Source organism: Sphingomonas sp. Leaf17 (assembly GCF_001421505.1).
Taxonomy (GTDB): domain Bacteria; phylum Pseudomonadota; class Alphaproteobacteria; order Sphingomonadales; family Sphingomonadaceae; genus Sphingomonas.
Window position 1 is genome coordinate 165027 of the sequence record NZ_LMKL01000006.1, and the last position, 16038, is coordinate 181064.

A 16038-nucleotide genomic window follows, 5' to 3' on the forward strand; every position below is an offset into this window, starting at 1 on the left:
CGTCCCCGCGCCTTAGGTCCACGCCGATGCATGCCGACCCCCGCCCCACCCTGCAACGCGTGTTCGGCTTTCCCGATTTCCGCGGTGTCCAGGCCGATGTCGTCTCGCGCGTGCTGGAGGGGGAGCGGACGCTGGCGGTGATGCCGACGGGGGCCGGCAAGTCGCTGTGCTATCAATTGCCGTCGGTCATCATGGACGGGTGCTGCGTCGTCGTCTCGCCGCTGATCGCGCTGATGCACGACCAGTTGCGCGCGGCCGAGGCGGTCGGCATCCGCGCCGCCACCCTGACCAGCGTCGACCAGAACCGCGCGGAGACGATCGAGCGGTTTCGCGCCGGCAACCTCGACCTGCTCTACATCGCGCCCGAACGTGCGTCGGGCAGCGGCTTTCGCGACCTGCTGGGGCAGGCCAGGCTCAGCCTGTTCGCGATCGACGAGGCCCACTGCGTCAGCGAATGGGGGCATGATTTCCGCCCCGACTACCGGCTGCTGCGACCGCTGCTCGACACCTTTCCGGACGTGCCGCGCCTCGCGCTGACCGCGACCGCCGACGCGCATACGCGGGCCGACATCCTCGACCAGCTCGGCATCCCGCAGGACGGGCTGATCGTGTCGGGTTTCGACCGGCCGAACATCCGCTATCTCATCAGCCCCAAGGCGAACACGACCAAGCAGATCGCCGACGTCGTCGCCAGCCAGCCAGGCCCCGGCATCGTCTATGCCCAGACCCGCGCGGCAACCGAGAAGCTGGCCGAACAGCTTGGCCGGATGGGACGACCGGTGCGCGCCTATCACGCCGGCCTCGACCCGCATATCCGCCAGAAGAACCAGGCCGATTTCGTGGCGAGTGAGGACATGGTGATCTGCGCCACGGTCGCGTTCGGCATGGGCATCGACAAGCCCGACGTGCGGTTCGTCGCGCATGCCGGCCTGCCCAAGTCGATCGAGGCCTATTATCAGGAAACCGGGCGTGCGGGGCGTGACGGCGACCCGGCGATCGCCCACCTGTTCTGGGGTGCGGAAGATTTCGCCCGCGCCCGCCAGCGGATCGCCGAGGTCGAGCCGGAGCGCCAGCCGGGCGAGCGCACGCGGCTGGCGGCGCTGGGCGCGCTGGTCGAGACGGCGGGATGCCGCCGCCGCATCCTGCTGAAGCATTTCGGCGATGTGCTGCAGGAGGATTGCGGCAATTGCGACAATTGCCTCGGATCCCCCGACGCGGTCGACGCGACCGAAACCGCGCGGAAATTCCTGTCGGCGGTGTTCCGCACCGGACAGATGTTTGGCGCGACCTATATCGAACAGGTGCTGCTGGCCCAGTCGACCGAACGCAGCATGACCAACGGGCATGAATCACTCTCTGTCTGGGGCATCGTCGAGGGCGAGGAGGCCGCACTCATCAAGCCGGTGGCGCGCGCGCTGGCGCTGCGCGACGCGGTGCGGACGAACGCGCATGGCGGGCTGGAGTTCGGGCCGGCCGCGCGCGGACTGCTGAAGGGCGAGGACCGGCTGGCGATCGTCGTGCCGCCCAAGCGCGTGGCGCGCAGGCGTGGCGCAGCCCCGGCGGCGGGCAACGCCGCCGACAACCCGCTGTTCGAGGCGTTGCGCGAATGCCGGCGCGAACTCGCCAAGGCCGGCGGCGTGCCGCCTTACGTCATCTTCCACGATTCGGTGCTGCGCGACATGGCCGCGCAAAGGCCGGACAGCCGAGAGAAGCTGGCGATGCTGTCGGGCATCGGCGCGCGCAAGCTGGATGCCTATGGCGATGCGTTCCTGGCCGTCATCCAGGCCGCGTAGGACCGCATACGATTTCGTCGCAAACACGGGTTTTCGGGCTGATTTTTCGGCCCGGCCGGCCTAGGATGGTCCGATGATCCGTGTACTGAACGAGACGGTTTCCGTCGCCCCCCAGATCCTGCCCGAACACATCGCCGCGCTGGCGGACGATGGGTATGTGATGGTCATCAACAACCGTCCCGATGGTGAGGAACCGGGTCAGCCCACCGGCGACGCCATCCGCGCGGCGGCAGAGGCCGCGGGCCTGCAATACGCGGCGATTCCGGTCACCCATGCCGGCTTCAGCCATCCGCAGCTCGACGCGATGGCGCAGGCGCTGGTCGCGGCCGAGGGGCGTGTGCTGGCCTATTGCCGGTCGGGCACGCGATCGTGCAACCTGTGGGCGCTGGCGGCGGCCAAGGCCGGGCGCAATCCCGACCTACTGGTCGCGCAGGCCGAGGGCGCGGGCTATGACCTCAGCGCGATCCGGCCGCTGCTGGACACGCTGTCGGGCGGACGATGATTCCAACCGTCGCAATCGGTGGCGCGGTCGCCTTATCCGTCGTGCTGGCTGGCGGTATCGGCTGGCTGGCGCTGCGGCGGCGCGATCGGCGGATCGAGTCGCCGGAGGTCGCGGCGGCGGCGGCCGAAACCACGCTCGCCGACTTTTCAGCGGTCGGTGCGATCGTCGGGGCGGATGGCACCGGCGCGATCGCGGTCGGAGCCGATGGCCGGGTCGTCGCGATGAAGCGGATCGGCAAGGCGATCGCGGTGCATCCGGTGGCATGGACCACGTTGCTGTCGACACAGGCGGGGATCGTAATCGACACGGGCGACCGCCGGTTCGGCCGGGTCGTCCTGTCCGGCGTCGATGCCCTCGACATGCGGCGTCTGGCCCCGCTGCCGCGCGGTACGGCCACGCGCTGACCGCAGGATCCCAAGACCTCGGGACCAAAAGCCTCAGACGGGCAGGCCCAGGTCATGCAGGTGCCCGCGCAGCGTCGGCGCATCCACGAAGTGCAGGCCGGTCATGCCGACGGCGATTGCACCGGCGACATTCTCCGCCCGGTCGTCAACGAACACCGCATCGCCGGCGTCCAGCCCGAACCGGTCCAGCGCCAGCCGGTAGAGTGCCGGATCGGGCTTCGTCAGCCGTTCCTCGCCCGACACCACGATACCCCGAAACCGGTCGAGCAGCGCCGCTTCGCGCGCGCGAAAGGGCGGCCAGAACTCGTGGCTGAAGTTGGTGATCGCGAACAGCGGCACGCCTGCCGCATCGAGATCCTCGACCAGCGCGGTCATGCCCGGCATCGCGTCGCCGATGCTGTCGGCAAAGCACGGCCCCCACGCCGCGATCAGCGCGGCATGATGAGGATATCGCGTTGTCAGCTCCGCCGACGTCTCCGCGAAGGGACGGCCGGCGTCATGCTGAAAATGCCAGTCACGGGTCACGACGTCGCGCAGGAACACGTCGAGCGCCGGACCGTCACCGATCAGGCGCTCGTACAGGAACCTGGGATCCCAATCGTAGAGGACGTTGCCGATGTCGAAGACGACGGCAGACGCCCGCATGACGATTCAGCCCTGGCGGGCCTTGAACCGGCGATTCGTCTTGTTGATGACATAGGTCCGGCCACGACGGCGGATCACGCGGTTGTCGCGATGACGGTCCTTGAGCGACTTCAGGGAATTGCGGATCTTCATGGGATCGATTCGCTTCTTTTCAAAACGGGGCTGTACGGAAAGACGCGACCGCCTAAGGTCCGGGCGCATCCAAGTCAAGGTTGTACCCCAGCGCAGCCATCGCGGCGTTGGGGCGTTCTGCACCATATACACGAGAATAAAGGGTTCGCGACATGAAGCTTCGGACAGGGATGGCGATCGGCCTCGCAGGGATCGGCCTTGCAGGATGCGCGACGAACATCAGGACGATGCCGACCGAAGTCCTGCGCTATCATCTCGGCGCGCCCATCGCGCGCGGTACCGTATCGGTCGTACCGCTGGCCGCCGGCCCGGCCAGCCTCGAGTTCCGCAGCTATGCCGCAGCCGTCGAGGGACAATTGCTGAAACAGGGCTACAGCCTGCCCGCCGCGGGGATGCGCGCCGACTATGTCGCGACCGTCAACTTCACGCGTACGTCGCAGGACGGGCCGCCCACCCGGTCGCCGTTCAGCATCGGCCTTGGCGGCGGATCATTCACGGGTGGTCGTGGCGGCGGAGTCGGGCTTGGCGGCGGGCTGAACGTGCCGGTGGGCGGCGGCAAGCCCACCGCGATCGTGGTGTCGGAACTGGCGGTGACGATCAAGCGCACCGCCGACCAATCGCCGATCTGGGAAGGCCGTGCGCAGAACGCCGCCGACGTCCGCAGCATCGACGCGCAGCCCGACGCCAGCGCCGGAAAGCTGGCCCGCGCGCTCTTCACGGGCTTCCCCGGAGAGTCGGGGCGCACTATCACGGTGAAATGACGATCAGCATCACGGCCGCGTTCGACGGCGGCAACATCCATGTGGACCGGATCGACGGCGACACCGTCGATCTGGCCATTGTGCGGGACCGCGACAGCGAATTCCTGCAATGGTTCTATTTCCGGGTGGCCGGCGTCGCTGGCGAAACCCGGACCTATCGAATCACCAACGCGGGCCAGTCTGCCTATCCCGACGGCTGGCCCGGCTACAAGGTGCGCGTCAGCACCGACCGCAAGACCTGGCGGATGATCCCCACCCGCTATGTCGAGGGTGTGCTGGAGTTCGACTGGACGGGCACCACCGACCTGGTCTGGTTCGCGTATTTCGCGCCCTACACCATGGAAATGCATGCCGACCTGATCGCGCGAATCGCGCTGCGTCCGGGGGTCACCCACCGCGAGCTGGGCCTGAGCCTGGACGGGCAGCCGATCGACTGTCTGACGATCGGTACGGGGGACAAGCCGGTCTGGCTCTATGCCCGCCAGCATCCGGGCGAGACGATGGCCGAATGGTTCATGGAGGGCGCGCTGGAGCGGCTGACCGACGCGGACGACCCCGTCACGGCGGATCTGCTGGCCAGGGCGACGTTCCACTGCGTTCCCAACATGAACCCCGACGGGTCGCGGCGCGGGCATCTGCGCACGAACGCGGCGGGCGTGAACCTGAACCGCGAATGGGCCACCCCGTCGGCCGAGCGCAGCCCCGAAGTGCTGTGCGTGCGCGACGCGATGGACGCGACGGGCATGGTCTTTTCGATCGACGTCCACGGCGACGAGGCGATCCCCGCCAATTTCTTCGCCGGGTTCGAGGGCATTCCCAACTGGACCGACGCGCAAGGGCAGGCGTTCTACGACTATAGCCGCCGGCTGGCCGCACACACGCCCGACTTCCAGGTCGGCCTTGGCTATCCCAAGTCCGCGCCGGGCCGCGCCAACCTGACCATGTCGACCAACCAGGTCGCCAACCGGTTCGGTGCCATCGCGATGACGCTGGAAATGCCGTTCAAGGATCATGATTCCAACCCGGACGCGGAGTTCGGCTGGTCGCCGGAGCGGTCGAAGCGGCTGGCGCATGCCTGCCTCGAAACGCTGGCGGACGTGATCGACACGCTGTGACGCGCGGGTTGCTCATTCAGCAGGACGATCCGGCCGCGCCCTATGTCACGCCGCTGCTGACCCTGCACCTGACGGACATGCGCAGTGCCACCGACCCCGCCTTTGCCTTCGCGCTGGACGAGACGGGGCTGTCCGCGCCGGACGTGACCTTCTGGACCGCGTGGCGCGGCACGGCGCTCGCCGGTTTCGCGGCGCTCAAGCGACTCGACGTCGATCAGGCGGAGGTCAAGTCGATGCGGGCGGCCCCCGGCGCGCGGCGCACCGGCGTCGGCCGCGCCTTGCTCGCGCATCTGATCGCGGAGGCCCGCCAGCGGGGCCATGCGCGCCTGTTCCTCGAAACCGGAACGACGGCGGCCTACGCGCCCGCCGTCGCGCTGTATCGCAGCGCGGGCTTCGTGGACTGCGACGCCTTCGCCGACTATCGACCCAGTCCGCACAACCAGTTCATGATGCTCACGCTTTAAGGAAACCGCATGCCCAGTCTCGTCCTGATCCGCCACGGCCAGTCCGCCTGGAACCTGGAAAACCGCTTCACCGGCTGGTGGGACGTCGACGTGACCGAGAAGGGCGCGGAAGAGGCGCGCGCGGCGGGCGAACTGATGGCCGCCAAGGGCCTCGACTTCGATATGACCTTCACCTCGCTCCAGACCCGCGCGATCAAGACGCTCAACATCGCGCTGGAGGCGATGGGCCGGTTGTGGTTGCCGGTCGAGAAGGACTGGCGGCTGAACGAGCGGCATTATGGCGGGCTGACCGGCCTCGACAAGGCGGAGACGGCGGCGAAGCATGGCGACGCGCAGGTCCACATCTGGCGCCGCAGCTTCGACGTGCCGCCGCCGCCGATCGAGACGGGCAGCGCGTTCGATCTGGCCGCCGACCGCCGCTATGCTGGCATCGCGGTCCCGGCGGCCGAAAGCCTGAAGGACACGATCGACCGCGTCCTGCCTTATTGGGATGCGCGCATCGCACCCGCGCTGAAGGACGGACAGCGGGTGCTGATCTCGGCGCACGGCAACTCGCTGCGCGCGCTGGTCAAGCATCTGTCAGGCATTTCCGATGCCGACATCGCCGCGCTGGAGATCCCGACCGGCCAGCCGATCGTGTATGAACTGGACGCCGACCTGAACGCGACCGACCGCTACTATCTGAACGAGCGGTAGGGTCGTTTTCGACCACATCGGCACACAGCGTTCGTCATCCCGGCGCACGCCGGGATCCAGCGCCACATAGGTCATGCCTTGTGGCTCTGGATCCCGAAGCACGTTCGGGATCACGGTGCCGGACACAAGTTTATACAACGCGCCGTTGCCCCGCCCCCCGCCCCCCGCTAGGCACATCCCCTCTTTCGTCTGGGGGCACAGGCATGACGGACCCGATCGTCGGCATCATCATGGGCAGCACGTCCGATTGGGAGACGATGCGCCACGCCGCCGACACGCTCGACGCGCTAGGCATCCCGCATGAAACCAAAGTGGTGTCCGCGCACCGCACCCCCGACCGGCTGGTCGACTATGCCAAAAACGCCGCAGGACGGGGCCTGAAGGTCGTAATCGCCGGTGCCGGCGGTGCGGCGCACCTGCCGGGCATGGCCGCCGCCATGACGCACCTGCCGGTGCTGGGCGTGCCGGTCGAATCCAAGGCGTTGAAGGGCATGGACAGCCTGTTGTCGATCGTCCAGATGCCCGGCGGCATTCCGGTCGCGACTCTGGCGATCGGCAAGGCGGGCGCGATCAACGCCGGGCTGCTCGCCGCCGCGATCCTCGCGCTGGCGGATCCGGCGCTGTCGCAGCGGTTGCAGGACTGGCGCACGGGTCAGACCGACGGCGTGGCGATCGACCCGCAATGACCGCGCCGACCCCACTGCCCCCCGGCTCGACCATCGGCATCCTTGGCGGCGGCCAGCTGGGCCGCATGATCGCCAGCGCCGCCGCGCAGCTCGGCTATCGCACCCACGTCCTTGCCCCCGACCGCGAAAGCGTCGCCGCGCAGACCGCGTCCAGCCTGACGCGCGCGGATTACCACAACCGCATCGTGCTGGCCGATTTCGCCGCCGCCTGTGACGTGGTGACCTATGAGTTCGAAAATATCGCGGTCGCCCCGGTCGAATGGCTGGCCGAGCGCGTAGCCGTCCACCCGCACCCGCGCGCCCTGCGCCACGCACAGGAACGGATCGCCGAAAAGCGCTTCGTCGAAAGCGTCGGCGGGCGGCCGGCGGCCTGGGCGGCAGTCGAGTCGAGGGACGACCTGATCGCCGCCGTCGCGCGCGTCGGCACCCCGGCGGTGCTGAAGACCGCGCGCTTCGGCTATGACGGCAAGGGCCAGATGAAGATCGAGACGCCCGCCATGGTCGATGCCGCGTGGGACACGATCGGCGGGCCGGCGGTGCTGGAGGCGTTCGTGCCCTTCACCCACGAATTTTCAGTGCTGATCGCGCGCGGGCAAGACGGCGCGGTCGTGCGCTACGACGCGCCGCACAACGTCCACCGCAGCGCCATCCTCCATACCTCCACCGTCCCCGCCCCGCCGGAGGTGGTGGCACAGGTCGAACCGGCGACCGCGCTGGCAATGCGAATCGCGGCCGAGCTGGACTATGTCGGTGTGCTGGCGTGCGAGTTCTTCGTCGGCACCGATGGCCCGGTGTTCAACGAAATGGCCCCGCGCGTCCACAATTCGGGCCACTGGACGATCGAGGGCGCGCAGACCTCGCAGTTCGAGAATCACGTCCGCGCGATCTGCGGCCTGCCGCTGGGGTCGACCGCGCTGACCGGCGCGCGGGTCGAGATGGAAAACCTGATCGGCGACGACATGGACCGCTGGCCCGCGCTGCTGGCCGAGGACACCGCCCACCTGCACCTGTACGGCAAGGGCGAGGCCCGGCCCGGCCGCAAGATGGGCCACGTCACCCGCGTTGCACGCTGAGACTATATCCCGTCGCCATTCCTGTTCCCCGGCGCAGGCCGGGGCCCAGTTAGGCCAACGTGCGTAACGTCTTACAAACGGTCACCCAGATGGGCCCCGGCCTTCGCCGGGGAACGAAAAGTGGGCGGATAGGCAAGGCCAAAGCCCCCCTTACACCCGCATCGGCATCAGCACATACAGCGCCGCCGCCTTGTCGTTCTCGCGGATCAGCGTCGGTGCTGCGGCGTCGGCCAGGTGGACCTCGACCGTCTCACCCTCGATCTGCCCCAGAATGTCCATCAGATAGCGGCTGTTGAAGCCGATCTCGAACGGCAGCGCCACGTACTCGCCCGACACCTCCTCGGCCGCGGTGCCGTTTTCCGGCGAGGTGACCGACAGCGTGATCTTGTCGCGGTCCAGCGCCATCTTGACCGCGCGGGTCTTTTCGGTGGCGATGGTCGACACGCGGTCGACGCCCTCCATGAAGGCCTTGGGGTCGATCGTCAGGATCTTGTCGTTGCCGGTCGGGATGACGCGGCTGTAATCGGGGAAGGTGCCGTCGATCAGCTTCGACGTCAGCACCGCCTGCCCCAGATCGAAGCGGATCTTGGTCGACGACATCGACACGCCGACCGATCCGTCGACCTCGTCGAGCAGCTTGCGCAGTTCGGCGACGCATTTGCGCGGCACGATGATGTCGGGCATCCCCGCCGCACCCTCGGGCAACGGCAGCGTCACGCGCGCCAGCCGGTGGCCGTCGGTCGCCGCCGCCTTCAGCACCGGCGCGGAACCGTCGGTCGCGGCGACGTGCAGGAAGATCCCGTTCAGGTAATAGCGGGTTTCCTCGGTCGAGATCGCGAACCGGGTCTTGTCGATGATCTGCTTCAGCGTGTCGGCCGGCAGCTCGAACTGGGTCGGCAGCTCCCCTTCGGCGATCACCGGAAAATCGTCGCGCGGCAGCGTGCCGAGCGAGAAGCGCGCACGGCCCGCGACGATCGCCATGCGACCTTCGGACGCCGACAATTGCACCTGCGACCCTTCCGGCAATTTGCGCGCGATGTCGAACAGCGTGTGCGCCGACACCGTCGTGGCACCCGGCTGGTCGACCGCGGCGGCGACCGATTCGTTGATCTGGAGATCAAGGTCGGTGGCCATCAGCCGCAACGCGCCCTCGGCCGTCGCCTCGATCAGCACGTTGGACAGAATGGGGATGGTGTTGCGGCGCTCCACCACGGACTGAACATGGCTCAGCCCCTTCAGGAGGGTCGCGCGTTCGATCGTCGCCTTCATGATAATTCCCCCTGCCCCGGCGGGCCGATCGGCCGGGGGCAACTCAAGACGGTTCCTACCCAAAGACAAAGGGTCGGAGCAAGCGCCCCGACCCTTCACGATTCAAAGTAAATGGATGGTTAACGCGGCCTCAGAAGCGCAGACCGACGCCACCCATCAGCTGATGACGGTCGATGTCGATGTCGTAGCCATCGGTCTGGCCGTAATGCGAGTAGCGATATTCGCCCTTCACAAAGGTATTGCCGCTCAGCTTGTACTCAAGGCCGGCACCCAGGCGGAACCCGTCCAGATTGACGTGATCGTTGATCCGCACCGACCCGACGTCATACGTCTCTTCCAGCCGGGCGTTGGTGTAGCCGGCCTTGGCATAGGCCATCGCCATCGGCGAAATGACGTAGCCGACGCGCGCACCGGCATACAGGTCACGCCCGGCATCGAGTCGGTAGGTATCGCCCAGCACGAGCACATTGTCGTTGCGCGTATCGGCGGTCGATCCGCTGATCTCCGCCTCGGCACCGACGACGACCGGCCCGGCCTGCACGTCGTAACCGAGCGCCGCACCGTACAGCAGACCGTCGCTCGATTCCGAATCGCGGTCCGACCCGTTCTTCAGCGAATCATAGCCGATCAGCCCTTCCATCCGCAGGCCGGTGAACGGGGCGCGGGCTGCATCCTGCGCCATGGCGGGCGCGGCGAAGCCCAGCGTCAGGGCGGCGGCAGTGGCGGAGGCGAGAAGGATGGTACGCATGGGGATACTCCGTTGGTGATCGTGTCACCCCGTCCGACAGTCCCGTCTGACAGGGTGGACCGTCCCAATGAACCGGAAGCCCAGGCGTTGCATGAACCTCAGCTAAACAGCAAAATCCGTTGCATCCGGGCAACAGGGGGTTGAAACGCTTGCGCCTGATGACAAGCCAACTTCCTTGGCCGCAACGCGGCGCTCGCGACGTCTCCGAACCGCGCCGCGGTCGGGATTTCATCGCCCGGCACGGCGAAACCGTCTTCAACGCCGCGCGGCGGTTGCAGGGCACGGCACCACACACGCCGCTGACCCGCGCCGGCTTCGCGCAGGCCGACGAAATGGGCCGTGCGCTGCTCGCCGAACTGGGGCCGAAACCGGCCCTGACGCTGTGGGCCTCCCCGACCGGCCGCGCGCTCCAGACGCTGGCGATCATCGCCGAGCATCTGGACCTCGACTGGCACGGTGCGACCACCGACGCGCGGCTGGGCGAGATCGACACCGGGTCGTGGGGCGGGCGCAGCTATCCCGACCTTGCCGCCGAACTGGGGTCGATCGTCTTGCCCGGCGGGTTGCTGAAGGTGGCGCCCGACGGCGAAACCTATCCGCAGATCGCCGCGCGCCTCGCCGGCTGGCTGGACGACAGCGACGGTCCCGGCGACCGGCTGGTCGTGATGCACGGCATTTCGTCGCGGGTGCTGCGCGGGGTGATGACCGGCGCGCCCGCCGACCCGCTGGTCGACGCCCCCGTCCTGCCCGGCCTGCCGCAGGGGTCGGTGGTCGCCCTTGCCGGCGGCGTCGAACGGATCGTCCATCTGGGCCGGGGCCGCGCGCCGGCATGATCCGCGCCATCGCCGCACTCGCGTTGATGACGTTGCCCGCCACCGGCACGGCGCGCGATACAATCGGTATCTATCAGGGTTGGGGTGCGTTTCGCGATCCGACGCCGGCGCGCTGCTATGCGATCGCCCGCGCGCTGAAGGCCGGGGGCACGGTCGGCGGGGTCGCCAGCGTCGCGACCTGGCCCACGCGGGGCCTGCGCGCCTCGCTGCATGTGCGCCTCAGCCGACCGCGCGACCCGATCGCCCCCGTCACCCTGTCGATCGGCGAGCGGCGCTTTACGCTGGTCGCGCGCGACCGCGACGCCTTTGCGCCCGACGCCGCCACCGACCGCGCGATCGTCAGCGCCCTGCGCGGCGGCCGCAGCATGAGCGTCGAGACGCTGGCCCCCGGCGGACGGCCATTCGCCGACGTCTATGCGCTGGCCGGTGCCGCCACCGCGATCGACGCCGCCGGGCTGGCCTGCGCCCGGTCCTGACCGCCCGTCAGAACGGTGTGTCCGGTCCCAGCGGGATGATACCACTGGGATTGATGTCGGGATGACTGCGATAATAATGGGTCTTGATGTGATCCAGGTCGATCGTGTCGCCCACCCCGGGCAGATCGGCGATCCGCCGCACCAGCGCGCGCAGACGCGGGTAGTCGACCAGTCGCCGGACATTGCACTTGAAATGACCGTGATAGACCGGATCGAACCGGACCAGCGTGGTGAACAGCCGGATATCCGCCTCGGTCAGCGTGTCGCCGACCAGCCAGTCGCCCTCCAGACCGGCCTCCAGCCAGTCGAGGGTGTCGAACACGCCGCTCACCGCCTCGTCATACGCCGCCTGCGATGTGGCGAAGCCGGCGCGATAGACGCCATTGTTCAACTGATCGTAGACCCGGTCGTTCACCGCATCAATCGCCGGGCGCAACGCCGACGGGTAATAATCGCCCGGCCTGGCCCCGAGCGAATCGAAGGCATCGTTCAGCATCCGGATGATGTCGGCGGATTCGTTGCTAACGATCGTCTTGCCGACGGTATCCCACAGCACGGGCACCGTCACCTTGCCGGTCATGCCGGGGTCCGCCAGTGCATAGACCTGATGCAGATGATCGGCCCCGTTGACGGGATCGCCCGTTCCGCCGGCCTCCGCGGTGAAGCTCCAGCCCTGTTCGCCCATCACCGGGCCGACGACCGTCACCGGCAGCACGGCGTCCAGCCCCTTTAGCGCACGGACGACAAGCACGCGGTGCGCCCAGGGGCACGCCAGGCTGACATACAAGTGATAGCGGTCCGCCTCGGCCCGAAACCCCGGCTGGCCGTCCGGGCCATCGCGGCCATCGGCGGTCAGCCAGCCGCGAAACCCGCTCTCGGCGCGCTGGAACTGGCCCGTGTCATCCGTCGGGGCGACCGCCGTCTCGCTGGTCCATGTCCCGTCCTGCAGCATACCCATGGGCGTTGTTCCTCCCGATCGTGTCCCGTGGTCGATACGGTGAAAACGCCGGCTACCCCGGATGTTCCGCCCCGATGGTCGGCAACGCCGCGATCGTCGGACGCGTCAGCTCCCCTTCGCTCCCCCTTTCGGGCGCAGCCGGATCATCACCACCCCGTGCGCCGGTACGATCCGCGTCACCCGCGCCGACAGCATCCCGATGTCGCGGTGATCCCACACATCGCGCGCCGCCAGCGCCAACGCGGCGGGATAGCCCAGCGTCGTCCAGTCCGCCGTGATCGCAGCCGGCGCCTCGCCGCGATTGAATAGCAGCACCGCCCGTCCGCCATCGGCCATCGGTTTCGACCACACCTCCGAATCGCCGGACTTCGCGACCCGGTGGCCCTGTACGCCCAGCGGATCCTGATCGACCGCGATCACCTCGCGGTTCAGCAAAATGTCCCGCGTCTCGGGCGTCATCGTCGCGATGTCGTTGCCCGCGATCAGCGGCGCGGCCATCATCGCCCAGAGCGAGAAATGACTGCGATATTCGGTCGCGGTCATGCCGCCATTGCCGACCTCCAGCATGTCGGGGTCGTTCCAGTGGCCGGGACCGGCATAGGGCCAGAGCGGTTCGTTGCGGTCGACGATGGTGACGATGCCGAGGCTGTAATTGTACTTGCCGCTCCACTTGTCGGTGATGTCGCCGGTGGTACGCCACATGTTGCCGATCTTCGACGCCCACAGCCACGGTTTCGCATTCCCCCATTCGCACATCGAGAACAGGATCGGTCTACCGCTGGCCTTCAGCGCGTCGGCCATCAGCGCATAGGCCTCCTCCGCGTTGCGCGTGCCGGTCGAGCACCAGTCGTATTTCAGGTAATCGACGCCCCAGCGCGCATATTGCAGCGCGTCCTGATATTCATGCCCCTGGCTGCCTGGCCGTCCGCCGCAGGTCCGCGATCCCGCATCGGAATAGATCCCGAACTTCAGGCCCCTGGCATGGATATAGTCCCCCAGCGCCTTCAGCCCCGAAGGGAATCGCGCCCGGTCCTCGGTGATGAAGCCGTTCGCATCGCGCGCGCCGTGCCAGCAATCGTCGATCACGACATACTGATAGCCGGCATCCTTCATGCCGCCCGTCGCCATCGTGTCGGCGGTCGCGCGGATCGTCGCCTCGTCGACCTTGCACGCGAACTTGTTCCAGCTGTTCCACCCCATTGGCGGTGTCTGCGCCAGGCCGTTGGTCGTCCGGCGCGGATCCTGCGACGCGGGCAGCGTGTTGGGATCGGTGTCGAGCATTTCCTGTGCGCTTGCCGCGGAGGGCATGGCCAGCGCCGCGAGGGTCAGGACCACGGTCAACAGGGTCCGGCGGGGCGGGCGGGGGTTGATCGACACAATAACTCCGACATGATTCGTGTACCCCACCATCCCCGCCTTCCCTTGCCCCGGCAAGCCCGCCGCGATCCAGCGCAGGCATTGACCGGTTCCTCCCTTTCGCCACGGTGGAAATCCGACGCCAATTCGTCTATGCGACGCGCATGCAGACAGTTTCCGGCGCCCCCATGTCCATCCCCGGGCATATCGACCCCGTGCCCGTGCCGCGCGCCTTCGTGCCGCGCAGCGACGGGCGTATCGACCTGCTCGGCCTGTCGAAGGACGATCTGCGCATGGCGCTGGAGACGTCGCAGTTGGAGCCGAAGCAGGCCAAGCTGCGCGCCAAGCAGCTGTGGCACTGGATCTACAATCGCGGGGCCACGCAGTTTTCGGTGATGACCGACATTTCCAAGACCATGCACCCGTGGCTGGAACAGCGGTTCGTCATCAGCCGGCCCGAGGTGGTCGAGGCACAGGTGTCGACCGACGGCACGCGAAAATGGCTGCTGCGGTCCGACGACGGCCAGGATTACGAGGCGGTGTTCATCCCCGACGCCGATCGCGGCACGCTGTGCGTGTCGAGCCAGGTTGGCTGCACGCTCAACTGCCGCTTCTGCCACACCGGCACGATGCGGCTGGTCCGCAACCTGACCCCGGCGGAGATCGTCGGCCAGGTGATGCTGGCGCGCGACGCGCTGGGCGAATGGCCGAGCCAGCCCGAGGGGCGGATGCTGACCAACATCGTGATGATGGGCATGGGCGAACCGCTGTATAATTTCGATGCGGTGCGTGACGCGCTGAAACTGGTGATGGACGGCGACGGCCTCGCCTTGTCACGTCGCAGGATCACGCTCAGCACCAGCGGCATCGTGCCGATGATGGCGCGCGCCGGCCGCGAGATCGGCGTCAACCTTGCCGTATCGCTGCACGCCGTGACCAAGGAGGTCCGCGACGAAATCGTGCCGATCAACCGCAAATACGGCATCGAAGAATTGTTGCAGGCCTGCGCCGACTATCCCGGCACCAACAATGCGCGCCGCATCACCTTTGAATACGTCATGCTGCGCGACAAGAACGACAGCGATGCCGAGGCGCACGAGCTGGTCCGCCTGCTGCGCAAATACGAGCTGCCGGCCAAGGTGAACCTGATTCCGTTCAACCCGTGGCCGGGCGCGCCGTACGAATGTTCGACGCCGGAACGGGTCAAGTCGTTCTCCAGCATCATCTTCGCCGCCGGCATTTCCGCGCCGGTCCGCACCCCGCGCGGGCGCGACATCGACGCCGCCTGCGGCCAGTTGAAGACCGCGTCGGAGAAAAAGAGCCGGGCCGAGATCGACCGGCTGTCCGAGGAAAAGATGGCCGCGCTTGGCTGAGGTCGCCACGCTGGCGTTTGCCGCCGGAGCCGGGCTGGTCGGCGGGGCGATGAACGCGCTGGCCGGCGGCGGCAGCTTCGCGACGATGCCGACGCTGATCGCGCTCGGCCTGCCCTCCCCAATCGCCAACGCGACCAGCAACGTGTCGCTGCAACCCGGCGCGATTGCTAGCGCCTGGGCCTATCGCAAGGGTCTGGAGCCGATCGGTGGCGTCGGCATCCGCACGCTGGCGGGCATCACCTTTATCGGTGGGCTGGTTGGCAGCGCGTTGCTGGTGGTCACATCCGCCCGCACGTTCGATCTGATCGTGCCGTGGCTGCTGCTGTTCGCCACCATCGCCATCGCGTTCGGCACCCGCGCCGCCGACTGGCTGCATGCCCGCGTGGCGATGGGTCCGCGCGCGCTGGTCGCGGTGCAGACGCTGCTGGGCATCTATGGCGGCTATTTCGGCGGCGGCGTCGGGCTGATGCTCACCGCCGCCTGGGGGCTGTTGTCGGGCGCGTCACCAGCGAAGCTCGCCGCGCCGCGCACGTTGATGCTGGCGACCGCCAACGCGGCGGCGACGGTCGTCTTCGTCGCCACCCACATGGTCGCGTGGACCCTGTGCCTGCCGATGATGGCCGGCGGCATCGTCGGCGGCTATCTGGGCGCGCGGCTGGGGCTGATCCTGCCGGCCGGCGTGATCCGGGTGTGGACGTTGCTGGTGACGGCGGTGACGACGATCGTTTTTTTCTGGCGGGCGTACGGATGATCC

At 67.9% G+C, this 16038-nt stretch carries 19 protein-coding genes; 13 read left to right on the top strand and 6 right to left on the bottom strand.

What is annotated here, in order from left to right; all coding sequences use genetic code 11:
• Nucleotides 1-26: 26 nt before the first annotated feature.
• The 3 genes from recQ to ASE75_RS09815 all read left to right on the top strand — a co-directional run bounded on the left by recQ (nt 27) and on the right by ASE75_RS09815 (nt 2699).
• Nucleotides 27-1793: a DNA helicase RecQ gene (gene recQ, locus ASE75_RS09805; RefSeq protein ID WP_055932680.1), complete on the top strand. Its 1767-nt coding sequence runs from the start codon at nt 27-29 to the stop codon at nt 1791-1793.
• A gap of 73 nt (nt 1794-1866) precedes the next feature.
• A complete protein-coding gene (locus tag ASE75_RS09810; RefSeq protein ID WP_055932684.1) occupies nt 1867-2295 on the top strand; it encodes a TIGR01244 family sulfur transferase in 429 nt (142 codons plus the stop codon).
• Nucleotides 2292-2699, top strand: a complete 408-nt coding sequence (locus tag ASE75_RS09815) for a hypothetical protein (RefSeq protein WP_055932687.1) — start codon at nt 2292-2294, stop codon at nt 2697-2699. Before ASE75_RS09810 ends, ASE75_RS09815 begins: the two co-directional genes overlap by 4 nt.
• 33 nt (nt 2700-2732) lie before the next feature.
• On the opposite strand, the gene ASE75_RS09820 is transcribed toward ASE75_RS09815, so the two are convergent.
• The gene (locus ASE75_RS09820) at nt 2733-3344 is read right to left on the bottom strand and encodes an HAD family hydrolase (protein ID WP_055932690.1); all 612 of its coding nucleotides are present in this window, start codon (nt 3342-3344) and stop codon (nt 2733-2735) included.
• Nucleotides 3345-3350: 6 nt separating this feature from the next.
• Nucleotides 3351-3476 carry a type B 50S ribosomal protein L36 gene (gene ykgO, locus ASE75_RS09825; protein WP_003046794.1) on the bottom strand — a complete coding sequence of 42 codons (126 nt, stop codon included), beginning with the start codon at nt 3474-3476 and terminating at the stop codon, nt 3351-3353.
• Nucleotides 3477-3628: 152 nt separating this feature from the next.
• On the opposite strand from ykgO, the gene ASE75_RS09830 reads away from it, so the two are divergent.
• The 6 genes from ASE75_RS09830 (at nt 3629) to ASE75_RS09855 (ending at nt 8271) form a co-directional block, all read left to right on the top strand.
• A complete protein-coding gene (locus ASE75_RS09830) occupies nt 3629-4237 on the top strand; it encodes a DUF4136 domain-containing protein (RefSeq protein ID WP_055932693.1) in 609 nt (202 codons plus the stop codon).
• On the top strand, nt 4234-5352 hold the full coding sequence (locus tag ASE75_RS09835) for a M14 family metallopeptidase (RefSeq protein ID WP_055932696.1): 1119 nt from the start codon (nt 4234-4236) through the stop codon (nt 5350-5352). Before ASE75_RS09830 ends, ASE75_RS09835 begins: the two co-directional genes overlap by 4 nt.
• The gene (locus ASE75_RS09840; RefSeq protein WP_327196313.1) at nt 5349-5816 is read left to right on the top strand and encodes a GNAT family N-acetyltransferase; all 468 of its coding nucleotides are present in this window, start codon (nt 5349-5351) and stop codon (nt 5814-5816) included. The genes ASE75_RS09835 and ASE75_RS09840 overlap by 4 nt, the downstream gene beginning before the upstream one ends.
• 9 nt (nt 5817-5825) lie before the next feature.
• Nucleotides 5826-6512 carry a 2,3-diphosphoglycerate-dependent phosphoglycerate mutase gene (gene gpmA / locus ASE75_RS09845; protein WP_055932697.1) on the top strand — a complete coding sequence of 229 codons (687 nt, stop codon included), beginning with the start codon at nt 5826-5828 and terminating at the stop codon, nt 6510-6512.
• A 203-nt stretch (nt 6513-6715) separates the two neighbouring features.
• Nucleotides 6716-7198, top strand: coding sequence for a 5-(carboxyamino)imidazole ribonucleotide mutase (gene purE / locus ASE75_RS09850; protein WP_055932700.1), 483 nt, complete (start codon nt 6716-6718; stop codon nt 7196-7198).
• Nucleotides 7195-8271, top strand: coding sequence for a 5-(carboxyamino)imidazole ribonucleotide synthase (locus tag ASE75_RS09855; RefSeq protein ID WP_055932703.1), 1077 nt, complete (start codon nt 7195-7197; stop codon nt 8269-8271). Before purE ends, ASE75_RS09855 begins: the two co-directional genes overlap by 4 nt.
• Nucleotides 8272-8421: 150 nt before the next feature.
• Here ASE75_RS09855 and dnaN read toward each other — a convergent pair whose 3' ends face one another.
• On the bottom strand, nt 8422-9540 hold the full coding sequence (gene dnaN, locus ASE75_RS09860) for a DNA polymerase III subunit beta (protein ID WP_055932706.1): 1119 nt from the start codon (nt 9538-9540) through the stop codon (nt 8422-8424).
• 130 nt (nt 9541-9670) lie between these two features.
• Nucleotides 9671-10288 (bottom strand): outer membrane protein, encoded by a 618-nt coding sequence (locus ASE75_RS09865; protein WP_055932708.1) that lies wholly within the window; start codon nt 10286-10288, stop codon nt 9671-9673.
• 158 nt (nt 10289-10446) lie between these two features.
• On the opposite strand from ASE75_RS09865, the gene ASE75_RS09870 reads away from it, so the two are divergent.
• Nucleotides 10447-11121, top strand: coding sequence for a histidine phosphatase family protein (locus tag ASE75_RS09870; RefSeq protein ID WP_055932712.1), 675 nt, complete (start codon nt 10447-10449; stop codon nt 11119-11121).
• Nucleotides 11118-11597 carry a hypothetical protein gene (locus ASE75_RS09875; RefSeq protein ID WP_055932715.1) on the top strand — a complete coding sequence of 160 codons (480 nt, stop codon included), beginning with the start codon at nt 11118-11120 and terminating at the stop codon, nt 11595-11597. Before ASE75_RS09870 ends, ASE75_RS09875 begins: the two co-directional genes overlap by 4 nt.
• Before the next feature lie 7 nt (nt 11598-11604).
• Here the strand turns inward: ASE75_RS09875 and ASE75_RS09880 are convergent, their stop codons facing one another.
• Together ASE75_RS09880 and ASE75_RS09885 are read right to left on the bottom strand one after the other, a co-directional pair.
• Nucleotides 11605-12555, bottom strand: a complete 951-nt coding sequence (locus ASE75_RS09880) for a glutathione S-transferase family protein (protein WP_055932718.1) — start codon at nt 12553-12555, stop codon at nt 11605-11607.
• A 105-nt stretch (nt 12556-12660) separates the two neighbouring features.
• The gene (locus ASE75_RS09885) at nt 12661-13890 is read right to left on the bottom strand and encodes a glycoside hydrolase family 27 protein (RefSeq protein WP_235512631.1); all 1230 of its coding nucleotides are present in this window, start codon (nt 13888-13890) and stop codon (nt 12661-12663) included.
• 209 nt (nt 13891-14099) lie between these two features.
• On the opposite strand from ASE75_RS09885, the gene rlmN reads away from it, so the two are divergent.
• Both rlmN and ASE75_RS09895 read left to right on the top strand, forming a co-directional pair.
• Nucleotides 14100-15284, top strand: coding sequence for a 23S rRNA (adenine(2503)-C(2))-methyltransferase RlmN (gene rlmN / locus ASE75_RS09890; protein WP_156340393.1), 1185 nt, complete (start codon nt 14100-14102; stop codon nt 15282-15284).
• Nucleotides 15277-16035 carry a sulfite exporter TauE/SafE family protein gene (locus tag ASE75_RS09895; RefSeq protein WP_055932721.1) on the top strand — a complete coding sequence of 253 codons (759 nt, stop codon included), beginning with the start codon at nt 15277-15279 and terminating at the stop codon, nt 16033-16035. Before rlmN ends, ASE75_RS09895 begins: the two co-directional genes overlap by 8 nt.
• Nucleotides 16036-16038: the final 3 nt, after the last annotated feature.

Coding starts and splice junctions, on each gene's coding strand:
- ASE75_RS09815 (WP_055932687.1), top strand. CDS start 2,292: ATGATTCCAACCGTCGCAATCGGTGGCGCGGTCGCCTTATCCGTCGTG.
- ykgO (WP_003046794.1), bottom strand. CDS start 3,476: ATGAAGATCCGCAATTCCCTGAAGTCGCTCAAGGACCGTCATCGCGAC.
- ASE75_RS09855 (WP_055932703.1), top strand. CDS start 7,195: ATGACCGCGCCGACCCCACTGCCCCCCGGCTCGACCATCGGCATCCTT.
- ASE75_RS09810 (WP_055932684.1), top strand. CDS start 1,867: ATGATCCGTGTACTGAACGAGACGGTTTCCGTCGCCCCCCAGATCCTG.
- ASE75_RS09835 (WP_055932696.1), top strand. CDS start 4,234: ATGACGATCAGCATCACGGCCGCGTTCGACGGCGGCAACATCCATGTG.
- ASE75_RS09875 (WP_055932715.1), top strand. CDS start 11,118: ATGATCCGCGCCATCGCCGCACTCGCGTTGATGACGTTGCCCGCCACC.
- rlmN (WP_156340393.1), top strand. CDS start 14,100: ATGTCCATCCCCGGGCATATCGACCCCGTGCCCGTGCCGCGCGCCTTC.
- recQ (WP_055932680.1), top strand. CDS start 27: ATGCATGCCGACCCCCGCCCCACCCTGCAACGCGTGTTCGGCTTTCCC.
- ASE75_RS09820 (WP_055932690.1), bottom strand. CDS start 3,344: ATGCGGGCGTCTGCCGTCGTCTTCGACATCGGCAACGTCCTCTACGAT.
- ASE75_RS09830 (WP_055932693.1), top strand. CDS start 3,629: ATGAAGCTTCGGACAGGGATGGCGATCGGCCTCGCAGGGATCGGCCTT.
- dnaN (WP_055932706.1), bottom strand. CDS start 9,540: ATGAAGGCGACGATCGAACGCGCGACCCTCCTGAAGGGGCTGAGCCAT.
- purE (WP_055932700.1), top strand. CDS start 6,716: ATGACGGACCCGATCGTCGGCATCATCATGGGCAGCACGTCCGATTGG.
- ASE75_RS09865 (WP_055932708.1), bottom strand. CDS start 10,288: ATGCGTACCATCCTTCTCGCCTCCGCCACTGCCGCCGCCCTGACGCTG.
- gpmA (WP_055932697.1), top strand. CDS start 5,826: ATGCCCAGTCTCGTCCTGATCCGCCACGGCCAGTCCGCCTGGAACCTG.
- ASE75_RS09870 (WP_055932712.1), top strand. CDS start 10,447: ATGACAAGCCAACTTCCTTGGCCGCAACGCGGCGCTCGCGACGTCTCC.
- ASE75_RS09880 (WP_055932718.1), bottom strand. CDS start 12,555: ATGGGTATGCTGCAGGACGGGACATGGACCAGCGAGACGGCGGTCGCC.